General features: G+C 46.6%; 12 protein-coding genes. 8 read left to right on the top strand and 4 right to left on the bottom strand.

Features of this window, described 5'->3' with window-relative positions; translation table 11 throughout:
- Nucleotides 1–221 precede the first annotated feature (221 nt).
- Both EC604_RS03180 and EC604_RS03175 read left to right on the top strand, forming a co-directional pair.
- Entirely contained in the window at nucleotides 222–878 is a 657-nt protein-coding gene (locus EC604_RS03180) for a DUF2625 family protein (RefSeq protein ID WP_123062880.1), read from the top strand.
- Nucleotides 879–960: 82 nt separating this feature from the next.
- Nucleotides 961–1,431 (top strand): SMI1/KNR4 family protein, encoded by a 471-nt coding sequence (locus EC604_RS03175; protein ID WP_123062696.1) that lies wholly within the window; start codon nucleotides 961–963, stop codon nucleotides 1,429–1,431.
- 119 nt (nucleotides 1,432–1,550) lie between these two features.
- Here the strand turns inward: EC604_RS03175 and EC604_RS03170 are convergent, their stop codons facing one another.
- Nucleotides 1,551–2,882, bottom strand: a complete 1,332-nt coding sequence (locus tag EC604_RS03170) for an MFS transporter (RefSeq protein WP_275670022.1) — start codon at nucleotides 2,880–2,882, stop codon at nucleotides 1,551–1,553.
- A gap of 218 nt (nucleotides 2,883–3,100) precedes the next feature.
- On the opposite strand from EC604_RS03170, the gene EC604_RS03165 reads away from it, so the two are divergent.
- Nucleotides 3,101–3,481, top strand: coding sequence for a VOC family protein (locus EC604_RS03165; RefSeq protein ID WP_123062694.1), 381 nt, complete (start codon nucleotides 3,101–3,103; stop codon nucleotides 3,479–3,481).
- 177 nt (nucleotides 3,482–3,658) lie between these two features.
- Here the strand turns inward: EC604_RS03165 and EC604_RS03160 are convergent, their stop codons facing one another.
- Complete coding sequence (locus tag EC604_RS03160) at nucleotides 3,659–6,310, bottom strand: cation-translocating P-type ATPase (RefSeq protein WP_123062693.1); 2,652 nt, start codon at nucleotides 6,308–6,310, stop codon at nucleotides 3,659–3,661.
- Nucleotides 6,311–6,849: 539 nt separating this feature from the next.
- Between EC604_RS03160 and hcp the strand changes: the two genes are divergently transcribed.
- Nucleotides 6,850–8,142: a hydroxylamine reductase gene (hcp, locus tag EC604_RS03155; RefSeq protein WP_123062692.1), complete on the top strand. Its 1,293-nt coding sequence runs from the start codon at nucleotides 6,850–6,852 to the stop codon at nucleotides 8,140–8,142.
- Between the two features lie 103 nt (nucleotides 8,143–8,245).
- On the opposite strand, the gene EC604_RS03150 is transcribed toward hcp, so the two are convergent.
- Nucleotides 8,246–8,971 (bottom strand): response regulator transcription factor, encoded by a 726-nt coding sequence (locus tag EC604_RS03150; RefSeq protein ID WP_123062691.1) that lies wholly within the window; start codon nucleotides 8,969–8,971, stop codon nucleotides 8,246–8,248.
- Nucleotides 8,958–11,156 (bottom strand): sensor histidine kinase, encoded by a 2,199-nt coding sequence (locus EC604_RS03145; RefSeq protein ID WP_240036622.1) that lies wholly within the window; start codon nucleotides 11,154–11,156, stop codon nucleotides 8,958–8,960. The genes EC604_RS03150 and EC604_RS03145 overlap by 14 nt, the downstream gene beginning before the upstream one ends.
- Nucleotides 11,157–11,333: 177 nt before the next feature.
- Between EC604_RS03145 and EC604_RS03140 the strand changes: the two genes are divergently transcribed.
- The 4 genes from EC604_RS03140 (at nucleotide 11,334) to EC604_RS03125 (ending at nucleotide 14,538) form a co-directional block, all read left to right on the top strand.
- Nucleotides 11,334–11,885, top strand: a complete 552-nt coding sequence (locus tag EC604_RS03140) for a hypothetical protein (protein WP_123062690.1) — start codon at nucleotides 11,334–11,336, stop codon at nucleotides 11,883–11,885.
- 7 nt (nucleotides 11,886–11,892) lie between these two features.
- Nucleotides 11,893–12,396, top strand: a complete 504-nt coding sequence (locus tag EC604_RS03135) for a hypothetical protein (protein ID WP_123062689.1) — start codon at nucleotides 11,893–11,895, stop codon at nucleotides 12,394–12,396.
- A 358-nt stretch (nucleotides 12,397–12,754) separates the two neighbouring features.
- On the top strand, nucleotides 12,755–13,297 hold the full coding sequence (locus EC604_RS03130) for a CueP family metal-binding protein (RefSeq protein ID WP_123062688.1): 543 nt from the start codon (nucleotides 12,755–12,757) through the stop codon (nucleotides 13,295–13,297).
- A 239-nt stretch (nucleotides 13,298–13,536) separates the two neighbouring features.
- Nucleotides 13,537–14,538, top strand: coding sequence for an ABC transporter substrate-binding protein (locus tag EC604_RS03125; RefSeq protein ID WP_123062687.1), 1,002 nt, complete (start codon nucleotides 13,537–13,539; stop codon nucleotides 14,536–14,538).
- The last annotated feature ends 1 nt before the right edge of the window (nucleotide 14,539 follow it).

Below are 14,539 nucleotides of genomic sequence, written 5' to 3'. Positions count from 1 at the left end.
CTGGAAGGGGAGAGGAAAGTTCACGGCGTATAGACGGTGGTTAAAAAAGGGAGACAATGTCTATCTCGGAGCCAGATAGCCGTAGGAGTGGCCGGAGAGCCTGTTCGCAGGCGATAATCTCCTTTAATTACAATGTAAAAGCTAATTATATCAGATTTGAATGGTAGAATAAGCCATGATATGCTTGGAAAAGTCATGAATTGGAGAGGAGTCGTCGAATGATGAATAATCGGTCTGCTGATGAATTAATCGATCAGGAAAATCATGCCTGGCCGGAGCTTAAAGCGCTTATGGATCAGGGTGGAAATACATATACCTATGTTCCGGCAAAGCCGGAGATGGGCAAGAATACGCTGCACCAGCTCCAAGTGAGCACTCGTTCTTACCTGGGGGCTGTCGCCTATGAGACAGAGGGCATGGTGGTGGATCGTGGATGGATTACGCTGCTGGGCGCAGGCGGTGAGAGTGTATATGGCAGTTTGACCAGCTGGAATGGCTTGAGTGCTGAACTTGCTGTAGAGGCATTGCCGGGCATGATGGTCGTGGCCTATGATGTGGCTGGTGGTTTTTTTGCACTGGATACCGGCAAGTATGGCGGGACAGGACAGATTTATTATTTTGCACCGGATGCCTTGGAGTGGGAATCGACAGAGCTCTCGTTCTCCGAGTTTATGACCTGGCTGGCTGAGGGTGATCTGCAATTATTTTACGAAACGTTTCGCTGGAAAGGCTGGCAGGAAGATATGGTGCAACTGGGAAAAGGCCAAGTGTTTGCTTATTTTCCTCCGCTCTGGACGAAGGAAGGTAGCGGAAAGAAAAGCAGTAGAGCGCCAGTTCATATTGCTGAAGCCTGGAAAGCAGCACTCGAAGCGAAGTGAAAGGTACTGGCAGCGCAGGTGAGTTGAAGTTGGCTGGGTGAGTTCATTTAAAATTGATCAAGCTTAGAGAGGACGAACAGGAATGAGTGACCAGAATGATCGTGCAAGTGTGACGCGTATTCAGTCTCATTATGGTATTGTTTTTCCACAGGACTATCTGGACTTTATTCAGTTGCACGGCGATGCTTCTTTTGATCTGATCCAGGGTACAGAGACGGAAGATTGGGAGATACGTTTTCATGCATTGGATGATCAGTTTATTGCGAATAATACGACATTGGTGGATGAAGTCAATCCTGATCCGCAGCGGATTATTCCGATTGCGTGGAGTATCAGTAGTGGTAACAACTATTTGCTCGATTATCGTGGGAGCGAAGAGACGCCTTCTGTACTGGTGATGGAACATGAACTGGCGATGGTGCGCGAAGATGCGGAGAGTGAAGCTGAGACGATGGAAGAGGCACAGCAGTTGATGGAGGAAAATGTGGAGCCGCTTGCTGCCCATTTCCAGTCCTTTGCGGCCCTTCTCCGAGTGCGGCCATCGCAAGCATAGTTTTTTGTTAGAGATAACAAAAATTCAGCAAAAAGGCTCGCAAACGATGCGAGCCTTTTTTTACATGAGTTCAATTTATAAGTTTTAGCCAGACACTTCGACGATAGGAGCACGCTTCATTAGCGACCCGATGGTACAGAGGTTAAATCACGATTAGAAAGTGAAGAAGCTTTACTATGCCATAGCGTCAGTCCAAGCGAAATGAGACATACGACCAGCAGGCAGCCATAGACCACGTGATAAGCTTCTTGTACCGTTACGCCGGGTATGGCGTGCAGAAGCAAACCGCACACGGCTACAGACACCGAACCGCCAAAGAACTGGATCAGTTGCAGTAAGCCCATGCCAGAACCAATCTGGTTTCTCGGCAGTACACGTGAGGCTTCGTTATTCAGGGAGGCCATGGAGGCTGACAGTGCTGGCGAGAAGAACACATAACCGCCTGTAATGATCAGGGCGGACTGGTCAAGTCCAAGCATAAATAATACCAGAACTGCCGCCAGCATACACTGCCCAATCAGCATAAACCGCATATTGCCATACCGATCTATCCAGCGCCCGACATAACGGGTACAAAATGCCGAGATGATCGCTCCTGGGGCAATGAGCAAGCCGATGGCAAGGGCAGAACGATGATACAGATCCGCAAGCACTAACGGCATAAGGAACAGATTTCCGAGATTAACCACGAGTACGCAGAAACCAATGATAATAAGCCTGGTGAAGTCTGGTGTTCGAAATACCTGTGGGTTCACAAAAGGCAACCTTGCTCTGCGAATATACAGAATATGAGCAAACAGAGAGGCTATGCCGATGCCAAGCCATATCCATGACCGCTGTGTAATGGCTACCAGCAGGGTGGTTGCATTAATGATGGTGAGCAGTGCGCCTGTAAGGTCAAAAGGCTGTTCTTTGTTCACGGTCTCCCGTGGTAAAAAATAGAGCAATACCGGCAAGGCCAGCAGCACAAGCACCGTAATCGCAAACAATCCGTTCCAGCCCATGTACTCACTGATCAGTCCGCCAACAATGGGGCCAAGACCGAAAGCCATTGCGCTGCCTGATGAGATGAGTGCCAGGGCTGCTCCGCGTCGTTCAACCGGAATGTAACGGCTTGCTATGACTAGACCGAGGCCAGCCATAACCCCAGCCCCAGCGGATTGTAGAATGCGCGTTGTGAGCAACAAAGCAAAGTTGTGTGCGAACAGACCAAGCACGGACGAGCAACCGAGAATCAGCAACCCAACCGTGACCAGCTTGCGTACCGGAATCCGGTCAGACAAGCGGCTGTAGATTACGGTTGACAGGGCATATCCGATGGAATAACTGGAGATAACCCAGGAGCCCAGGTCAGAAGTAATCTGAAGATCACGGATAATGACAGGCAACGAAACATTAAACATGGTCGTGTTCATTACCACGATGAAGAGGCAACACGTCCAGAGTGGCATTACAATTTTTTCTTTCACATAACCATTCCTGTCTTGTATAGAGTTATCGTATGATATGAACAGACCTTGGCATTAGCATTACGTAGGATGGAGACAAAACAATATTCTATTTTACTCCCCTAATGTTAATATGGCAATAGTGTCATAGTTATTCGAGTGATTACATATTCAGGCGTGAACAGGTTTAAGAACGATGAGGATGAAGGAGATTAGTTATTATGAAGCCAAAATTATTAGAGTCCCACAGTGTGTTCCCAACCCTTGATATGAGGAGAACGGCTGCATTTTATGAAGAAAAGTTAAAATTTCGTGTCGTTGAATACTTGGACGTCGCAGAGCCGCATGTGTGTCTGTACCGTGATTCTACCGAGATTATTTTAACCCAAAGCAATGGACAGAAAGTGATCCCCAACAGAGAGTTATACGGCTACGGATATGATGCCTATTTCATTACGAAACAGCAGGAAGAGCTTGAACAAGAGTTGATCGATGCGGGTGTAACGATTGTTCGTTCTTTCCATCACTCTGATTATAATAACAAAGAATTTGTGATCGAAGATATCGATGGACGATGGATTGCCTTTGGCATCAAGCAGTAAAATGAGGAGCAAGGTGCAGGAATAGAAGCAATAAGCAAGAATCGCAAATCAATCTATCTATCTATGGTGTGAAAAATAAACCCGATAAACAAACAGGCGCCCTTCCAAAAAGGGGCGCTGTTTGTTTATTCAATCTATAGTGCACATGGAGATGTCCATCGGTACATCTTGTATCAACTAAGCCGTCGCGGTTTGTTTGCCGCGATTGCGAATCCATTTGATGACATCCATCAGGATAACCGCGCCGAGCGCAAGCCCACCTGCGATCAGGAGCTCATCCCAGCCGAAAGTGTCAGGAATGGCAAAGATGCTGCGAACACCCGGAATCAGTGTTATGCCGTAGAGGCAGAGGCAGACCACAATCGAACCAAGCACCAACTTGTTGGTCAGGAAGCCCACCTGGAAGATGGTCTGGGTGTTGGAACGTGCAGCAAAGGTTTGGAGACTGCGCGCCAGAATAAGTGTAGTAAACGCCATCGCGACACTCATCTCTTCCGAGATACCAAGTCCGATATACTGCGACAAAATCACGGCAACGCCGATGAGCAACCCGCGGGTAATGACAGCCTGCAGCGTTCCGCCTGCAAAAATACCTTCGTTAATGTCACGCGGCTTGCGCCGCATCACATCCGGTTCGGCTTTTTCCGTGCCGAGCGCAATGGCTGGCAAGGAGTCGTTAACCAGGTTGATAAACAGCAACTGGAGCGCTGTGAATGGATTGACCCAGCCGACAACCAGTGCGAAGAGGATGGCGATAATGGCGCCGAGATTACCGGCGAATAGATAGGCGATGGCCTTTTTAATATTATCAAACACCATCCGTCCAACACTGACCGCATTTACGATGGATACAAAATTATCATCAGTCAGAATCATCGCCGCCGCATCTTTGGCGACGTCCGTTCCGCTGCCCATCGCTACGCCAATATCGGCTTGTTTCAGTGCAGGTGCGTCGTTGACGCCATCTCCGGTCATGGCTGCAATTTTACCTTTACGCTGCCACGCACGCACGATCCGAATTTTGTTTTCTGGGGATACCCGTGCATACACAGAGATGTGCTCCAGCTGCCCATCCAGCTCTTCATCTGACATCTTATCCAGCTCGGCACCGGTGATCGCGAGATCATCTTTATTTGCCAGCCCAATGTCGATGCCTATGGCCTGAGCTGTTGTTTTGTGGTCACCCGTAATCATGATGGTGCGAATGCCTGCTTTTTTCGACTCTTCAATGGAGCCATAAACCGCTTCACGCGGTGGATCAATCATCGCGGTCAGACCGACTAATGTAAGATCGGATTCGTCATCAGGCGTGACCTCTTGTTTGTCATCAAAACGTTTGTAAGCGTAGGCTAGCACCCGGAAAGCGCGTTTGGAGAAGGCTTCATTTTTTTCTTCGAATTGAGCACGAATTTCAGGGGTCAGCGGTTGTGCCTCACCGTGAATAAATACATGACTGCATCGGCTGAATAATACATCCGGGCCGCCTTTGGTTAACAAAGCAGTCTGCCCCTCAAAGGTATGCACCGTGCTCATCAGCTTGCGATCCGAGTCAAACGGAAGTTCGGCTTCCCGTGGGAACTGATCACGGATTTCGTTGTAATCCTTGTTTACGCTATTGCTGAACGCAATGAGTGCAACTTCGGTGGGATCACCAAGTTCCTTGCCCTCCTGATTGATGTTCGAATCATTGCAGAGTACGGCAATATGTAACAAACGACGTTCTTCTTCCGACCATTCGGCAGGGTCATCGGGAAACTCGTCTTTTGTACCATGAGGAATGTAATAATCCACAACGGTCATTTTATTCTGAGTGAGTGTGCCGGTTTTATCCGTGCAAATAATGCTTGCCGACCCCAACGCTTCCACCGCGGGCAATCTGCGAATAATCGCATGTTGCTTGGCCATCTTGCTGGTACCGAGAGACAGTACGATGGTAACGATAGAGGAGAGCGCTTCAGGGATGGCAGCTACAGCAACGGCTACAGCAAACATCAACGCATTGATAAGCGATGGGCCGATATTTTCGGTACCCTCCGTCAGCCACACCCGACCCGCTTCAATGGCGAAAATTAGAATCGATAGGCCGAGGATGAAAAAGCCCAGCTTTTTGCTGAACGATTCCAGCTTGCGCTGCAACGGTGTTTCCTTGGCTTCTGCATTGTCAATCAATTCGGCAATTTTCCCGATTTCGGTTTTCAGTGCCGTACCTGTAATGACAATCGTGCCACGACCATATACGACCAGCGAGCCGCTGAACGTCATGTTGCGCCGATCCCCAATTCCAGCCTCTTCTGATACCACATCCGCATGTTTCTCTGCAGCCTCGGATTCCCCAGTCAGCATGCCTTCGTTGATTTTGAGGCTGCCGGATTCCAGAATGCGCCCGTCTGCTGGCACGTAATCCCCGGCATCAAGCAATACGATGTCGCCGGGAACGAGTTCCCGCGCAGGAAGCGTTTGTTTCTGACCATCTCGGATTACTTTGGCTTCGGGCGCAGACATCTGCCGCAGGGCATCCAGCGAGCTTTCCGCCTTCTTGGTCTGCACCACGCTAATGACAGCGTTAAGCAAAATGACGAGAAAGATGATCAGGGATTCGATCAGATGTCCAAGCACAACTTGCACAGCGGCTGCGATGAGCAGCACGATGACCATCGGATCTTTAAAATTTTCAAGGAACAGTCTCCAGATCGGTGTTGCATCTTTTCCTTTTAACTCGTTATATCCTACGGATTCTAATCTCTTCGTTGCTTCGGATGTGGAAAGACCTCTTTCGGAACTTTGTACCTCCTGCAATACTTCTTCTGCACTGCGCCTGTAATGTTGCAATCGACCAGCTCCTCGGCATGTGATTTTATATGTGTATTACCCGATCAGACGAAAACTAGAATCGCCTATGGATGTTGTTTTTTCAACATTTGATATGTAGTTTGACGATAGGACTCGGCAGCGTCCGTTACCTATGTCATTATTCATAATTCCAGTGATACTTATGCGTAGATTATAGCATCACTGGAATGAAAGTTTTCATTTTACAGCAGGAGCATCCGTTACTCTTTAAATCAGGCGATATCCAGGAGGCAATTGCCCCGTCCGCTGGATTCTTCGAATCTGTACCGCTGTCAAGCGCTGGTTGGAGGAAATCAAGGATTCAACATCGCCTCTCCTTAGAAAGTTATCCAGATCACGGATACTACGATTTCCCCGAAGGATCACAAAGTTACCCCGGATGATAGTCTGATATAAGTTCGAAAAGGGATAATATGGGTGTTGATTTGTAAAACTGTGTGTAATATCACAATTGTGTGCCTCCAGCTCTGTTACGCTAGTTCATAACAAAGAGTTCATTTGGTTTGGAGGGAATTCATATGTTTTGTTATCAATGTGAACAGACGCCGAGTGGTGGATGTAAAGTAATTGGGGTATGTGGTAAAAATGAAACGATTGCCAGCTTGCAGGATACGATGATCTTTGCACTGAAAGGGATTGCGGCTTACGCAACACACGCACGGCAGCTTGGTTATACCGATCCTGAGGTGGATCGGATTACACACGAAGCTTTATATATGACGCTTACGAACTCAAACTTTAATCAGCAGGAACATTTAGAGATGGCGATGAAAGTCGGAAATGCTGCCATTCGAATCATGGATGTACTAGATCGTGCGCATACCGATCGATTTGGTATACCACAGCCGATCACGGTGAGTCAAAACCAGATTGAAGGTCATTGTATCGTTGTGACCGGTCACAATCTGTATGCTCTCGAAGAATTGCTGCGTCAGACAGAAGGCAAAGGCATTAACATCTACACGCATTCCGAAATGTTACCGGCGCACGGTTATCCGGCTTTAAAGAAATATGCTCACCTTAAAGGCAATATCGGTAAAGCCTGGTACGATCAACGCAGACTGTTTGAGGAATTCCCGGGTGCGATTCTGGCAACAACCAACTGTGTTATGCCGATCAAAGGCACGTATGCGGATCGTTTCTTCTCCTATGAAGTCGCTGGTCTCGAAGGAGTAACGAAGATTGAAGGAGAGAATTTCTCACCTCTTATTGAGCGAGCGTTGTCACTGCCTGTAGCGAACATCAGATCCGAGCAAGTATTAACGACAGGTTATCACCATGAGACCGTGATTGGGCTTGCACCTGAGATTATCCAGGCCGTCAAAGACGGACATATCCGTCGCTTCTTCGTCATTGCAGGCTGTGACGCACCAGGTAAGGGTGGCAACTATTACCGTGAACTCGCTACGTCCCTGCCGAATGATACAGTTATACTCACCACGTCTTGCGGCAAGTTCCGTTTCAATGATGTGGATTATGGTACCGTAGGAGACACAGGCATTCCGCGGTATATTGACCTCGGACAATGCAATAACTCGGGTTCAACGGTGAAAATTGCGATGGCTTTGGCCGATGCTTTTGGCTGTACGGTGAACGAGCTTCCTGTAAGCATCGTGCTGTCATGGTTTGAGCAAAAGGCGGTAGCCATTCTTCTTGGATTGTTCAGCCTCGGCATCCAGGATATCCGGATTGGGCCTAAACCGCCTGAATTTATTTCGGAAGGTGTACTGGATGTACTCGTGGACATGTTTGGCCTGAAACTGATCACGACAGCAGAAGAAGATATGAACGCGATGCTGGCGTTGTCATAATTCTAATAAAACCAAGGAACGAGAGCCTGCACCAGATGCAGGTTCTTTTATTTTTTAGGTCATAATGCCTTCGCAACGTATAAGCGCAACTGACAAGACACTCTTATCTGCGATCCTGACGTATCTGAAATTTATAGCCAAGTCCGCGTACAGTCACGATATATCGATGAGAGTCAAGCGGATTCTCGATTTTGCGTCTCAGGTGGTGGATATGCACCATGACCGTGCGAACATCACTCCAGTTGTCGAGCCCCCATATATGCTCAAACAGGTAATCGGTGCTAAAAACATATCCTGGGCGATTTGCCATCAGGAACAAAAGCTGAAGCTCTTTGGTAGGCAGTGATACCTCTTTCCCTCCAACGTAAACTTCATAACGCTCAAAATGTAATTCCAGCCAGCCGTCTCGCCATACTTTTTCGTTGGGATCAATCAGATTATTGGAAGAATACCTCCGTACAGACTTAAGTCTCTTTTTCACTCGTGCTGCCATGATGTCGGGATCAAACGGTTTGGTAATATAGTCATCCGCGATTTCCAATCCTTGAATAATATCTTCAGTCTCCTGCCGACTACTCAGGAAAACAACAGGCAGGTCTGTCCTTTCCCTGAGATGTTTTATCCATACCGTTCCCAGGCCATCGGGCAGTACGATATCACACAGGACAAGATCGGGGGTACGCTCTTCGAACAGCTTGGCGGCATCCTTTAACGTATGTGCTACAGACGTACTGTAATTTTGATGATGTAAATAAATCTGTACCAGTTCCGCAATATCCGTATCATCCTCTACGATGAGAATATGACGTGTCTCTTCACGGCTTGTCATTCGGTGACACCCTTCCTTTCCACGCAGGTAACCGAAAGCAAAATTCGCTGCCTAGACCCGGTTCGCTGGTTACTCCAATGTCTCCATGGTGATAATGCATAATTTCCTTACAGATGGACAGGCCAAGTCCTGACCCTTTGTGTTCATCCTGAACGGATGGTGGTCTCGCCTGTTCGAAACGGTCAAAAATTCGTTCCTGCCACTTAGGCGGGATACCCACACCTGTATCTTTGACACAAATGTACGCTAACCAGCCCTGCTCGGTATCAGGAGTTTCTGCCAACCGTAGTTGCACATGAATGATGCCCGCAGGGGAAGTGAAGCGCAGTGCATTGGAAATCAGGTTGGATACGACCTGTTCCAGTCGAATCGGGTCCAACTGCACTATCCAATCTTCATCCTTGGGTTCCAGCAAGCCTGATTTTTCAGGCATATCAATAACATACTGAATGCCTTGTGCGTGAACATCCGTTTCATATTTAAGAAACAGTTCTAGCATAAATGGGATCACGTAGACATCTTGCATCTTGAATTGTACTTGATGCGTTTCGAGCTTGGTCAGGTCAATCAGATCATGGATCATTCGTTCAAGCATGAGAGAACGAGTATAGATCCGATTCACATATTTCGGAGCATCCGTTGTAATAATTCCATCCCTGAGTGCTTTGGCAAAGCCTTTAATCGAAGTAATCGGTGTACTGAGTTCGTGAGAGATGTTGGACAGCAGCCGGGTGCGAAACAATTCGGAATCCGACATTTTTTTATTGGCTTCCTGAAGTTCCTCGTTTGTTTTTCGCAGTGACCGTGTTCGTTCCTCAACGATCTGCTCTAACCGTTGGTTCGATTCCTTGAGCTGCAGCGATAGTTGCTCTGATTCGTATAATGCCCGTGAAAAACGAGACGAGAGATTGTATGCCTGAGTCAGCAGGAACACGAGTAACCCTATGGACAGCATATCCTCCGTGGGCAGATGAACTGTGTAGAAGAGCATATCATTGAGAGCAAAAGCCATAAAAAACAGAAAGCCAATCATGCTCGTAAGAGCCCCTTTACTCCGGTTTATCGCAGATCGGAGATAGATATACAATGTGTACAGCAGAGACGGAAACAGGACTCCCCATGTAAAAGGGGTCAACATATACGTGTACACATGAGCCGGCGTGAACAGAAAGAGAGACATGCAACCCGGGAGAATGATCCCTGCCAGCACTGAACTATGCCGGACAGCTTCCGCAGGGTATTCTCGATTGATAAACAAAATTAGTAATAAAGCCGTCATGGCTACTGATATGTATTCTGCTTTGACTGCCCATTCCCAAGGCAACCCAGGCAACAAATAAAGCGCGGTTGATTCCCCAAGCACTACAGTACGCACACCAACCGACATACAGAGCAGACTGTACAGCAGGGCAGAGGTTTCTTGTTTGCGATTCCAGAAGACGAATGCGTAATAGAGGGACATTACGCCGAAAATACCAACAATACCAGATTGTGCAGAGACATGCAGGATACGTTCCCATGAGATGGTGTCGGCTGTACCCAGCTCCATACGCTGCCATATTCCTGCGTTGCGCTGAGAAAAGTTCGACACTTGAATAATAATCTCGTTCCATCCCGTCCGCGGTTGAAAATAAACAATTTCAGGATAGCTCTTTGGTGTTTCGGAGATTCGATCGGAACCTACGCTGCCATTCCCGCCAACAAGCTGTCCATTGATCCAGATGCGGTAAGCGGATGCGATACTTTTGGGATACAGTGCCAGTGTACGTGCTGCTTCGCTGACATCCTTCGGCAGCAGGACGCGCAGTCGATACGTTGCATAGCCCTCGCTTGGCAAAAACGAACCATGGCTATCCGAATAGGTTGTCCATGGTGCTGGCAGTTGTACGAGTTCGGAGACTGGTGGATAAGCAGATTGAAAGTGTATCGGCTCGAGCAGTTGCCGCCAGTAAAATTCCCATTCCCCATCCAGCGCGATACTCTCCGCTTGACTTGTGATTAGACCGGACCCATCCAGCGTGCCTTGTTTGGCGATAGGAGGAGCGGTGTTTATTGTGGTTGAAATGGCATCATTATTGCCCCACTTATGGAATAGGACTATCGCAGCAAAAAGTAACATAAACAAGCTGATCAGCATGACAGGATGTTTGCGGATAGGACTATATGCTGACTTGTTTTGTTTCATCAAGATTGACCTCCGGCCAAGGTGAATTTGTATATTTTATTATAGATGGATGTTCGACTTGTCGAAAGGGAATTTTGCTAAATTTCGATAAACTTAAACAAAACTTAAACTACTCTGAGTACAATAGTCCACATGATACATAGGAATTAAGACCCGGTAATAGGAAGGAATCTGTTGATGAAGTATTACTTCTCTGACTGTAAAACTTTGATGTACCAGCATCGATATATGGACTTTTTACTGGCTCATTATAGTGAGTTGAATATGCCGTATTCTTTTTCCACAACGCTAGGTTATATCTCTAGTCCGCTATTTATGACCGGGAGCACTATTTTGTGCTTTGATGATGAAGATGAGACGGCGGGGGCGTTTGGATTTATTCATGGTACAGGAGAGCATAATTATGAGGATCAGCATGTGATACAGTTGCAGGTCGCTTTTGTTGTAAGTCAACATCGCGGAAGCCGAATTTTTATAGAGGGACTACGGTTTCTGGTACAGCATCTGGATGAATACGCCGATGAGGTTGTACCTGTAGAGGAAATCCGATTTTGGGCTCTTCATGAAGTGAGTATGCACCGACTTTTTTCCAAATTCGCAGCGAGAGTGTCCAGTACGACGGTTGAAGCGGGTATGCTGAATGCGTATGCTGTGGAACTTGTTGAGCTTCGTGCGTATCTTGCATCTTTTGAACGAGAAGATTGTGTGAACAAGGTAAGGAAAGGATGAAGTCATCTTGATTTTGCAGCTTAAGGGCCAGGATTCATTACAAGACGAAGATTATGCTCGTTTTGCCCGTTTTTATCTGGCGAACTGTGATGAGTTTGATGAGCAGTACATGCTTCATGATGCCTTACTTCATTTGATTCATACGATTCAGCAGACGCATTTGCTCTTATTTGACGATGAGCAGGGGCATGTTAGCGCGTTTATCCAGTATCATTATACCGAAGATCAGCGTACAGCATTTATTGAATCAGCTGTATTGGCTAAAAAGTATCGAAGCAGCCGAGCGTTTTTTGCAGGCCTCAGAGATGTCGTGTTATGGATATGTCAGGAAAACCCTGAGGTGCAAAGCATACAGTTTTACGCAGTTGCAAATAACCGCTATACGAATCGATTATATAGTAAATTCGCTGTATGGACTGATATTCAAGTGCGGAACGGTAGAACGGAGCATGTGTATACGGCTGATTTAGATCCTTTGCTGATCTATCTGAAGATTCAAACGAAGGGTTAACCTGATCCATACACAATTCAAACTGAAAGGAGGTGAAGAGCAAATGGTTCCAATGCCGAGTTCGTACAACAAGCCTGAAAAAGGTGGACGTATTTTTAAGTTTGAAAATGTGTTGAAGCTGAATGAACAACTTCGCGTGAGCACAGCCCCTACGAAGTAATCTTCGCCAAGCAATCCTTCATATTCCTGCTGAGGAACACGAAAGAAGAAGCAAGCTGATCACAAATGTGATGGGCATGCTTCTTTTTACGTATCACCATGAACCAGAATTGTGAAAATCTGGTGAACGGTACTGGGACAGGTCCCGTTTTGGCTTTTTTTTATATATAATCAGAGGAAAGAAGAAGGGAGCTGTCCGATGAAAAAGACACTATGGATCATTGCCAGTGCTGCTGCTGTAATCCTGCTTGGAACATATCTCATCGCTAATACATTAGGGAGAGAGCAGGCTGCACAGGCCGAGGAATCTGATATTCCAAAGCTGGTTGAGGATATCAGTACAGGCCGTGCGAAACCGCAGTCTGCTTCAATCAATGCAGCAACGTTAACAGTAAAAGAGGCGGACGGTCAAAAAGTAACTTATGACCTGCCAGAAGATAAATTTTTCCTGTCGATCGCTCCTTATGTAGAACAGACACATCCCTGTGAGATTCATAGTTTAACGGGTTGCCAAGGAGAGATGGCGAATGAACAATTCAGTGTGACGATTCATGATTCCGAAGGCAACACCTTGATGAAAGATGAAGTGTTGAAGTCCGGTGCCAACGGATTTATGGATTTTTGGGTGCCACGTGACAGAACGTATTTAATCCGTATTGTTCACGGCGGAAAGGTGGCTGAAACACAATTATCTACATACAAAACGGATCAGACCTGCATCACGACAATGCAGTTAATCTAAGCTGAGGTCCAAATCGGGCAAGCATCAAGCAAAGAATAGGCAGAACAACGTACAAACTGATGCTGTAAAGATACAATAAAGACGAGGAAAGGCAGCCCCAAGGGTCATGTCTTTCCTTTTTCTATTGGTAAATCAAGAATGTGAAAATTATGAGGCAACGTTGACAAAAAAGAAGTTCATAGGTGATAATGATAATTGTTATCATATAAATACATACAAACATAGAGGAGATTAGAGATATGAAAAAAGGGTTACATGCACTATTCATCATGATGGCATTTGTTTTAGTGCTGGCAGGATGTGGTAAAAATGCTACAACAACAGAACCAAGTAAAAATACTAATTTGGGCAGCGCTCCTGCTGAAGAGTCAGCTGGGCCGGTTACTGTACAGCATAAACGTGGGGAACTCACACTGGACAAGCCAGCTAAACGTGTCGTGACTCTGGAATGGACATATACAGAGGATGTTGTTGCTCTAGGGGTTCAGCCTGTCGGTAACGCAGATAATGCCAACTATAAAGTTTATGTAACGGATCAAGCTGCTCTGGATGATAGTGTTACAGATATCGGAACACGCAGTGAGCCGAATATGGAGGCTATAGCAGCTCTGAAGCCGGATCTGATCATCGCTAATGCAGACAACAATTCAAACGTATATGATCAGTTGAAAGCCATTGCTCCAACGCTGGAGTTCGATCCATATGACGGTGATGGATATAACTATGACAAAATGACGACCATTTTTAATACGATTGCAACAGCTCTGGGCAAAGAAGATAAAGCAAAAGAAGTGCTCAGCAATCTGGATCAGCATTATGCAGAAGCCAAAGAAAAACTGGCAGCTGCAGGGAAAGAAAACTTCCACTTTGCACTAACACAGGCATTCACGTATCAAAATGCAGCTTCCCTGCGCATGTTCAGCGACAACTCGGTTGTAGTGGGTACGTTGAACAAAATTGGCATGGTCAATGACTGGCAGCCGGATAAACTTGAAAACTACGGTTTCTCTACAGTTGGGATTGAATCTTTATCCACAGTGCAAGATAGCAACTTTATCTATATTACACAGCCAGACGATGATGTATTTGGCACAGCGATAAAAGACAATTCCGTTTGGAACGGTCTGAACTTTGTGAAGGATAAGCGTACGTATCAACTGGGAAGTACGACATGGACATTTGGCGGCCCGATTTCTTCCAAAGTGTTGGTTGACGGTGTAGTTGAGGCGATTACCAAATGAG

Origin of the sequence: Paenibacillus amylolyticus (assembly GCF_003719335.1) — a bacterium.
GTDB classification, from domain to species: Bacteria; Bacillota; Bacilli; order Paenibacillales; family Paenibacillaceae; genus Paenibacillus; species Paenibacillus amylolyticus_D.
The sequence above is the reverse complement of the archived record's forward strand: the minus strand, read 5'-3'. Positions and strand labels throughout refer to the sequence as shown.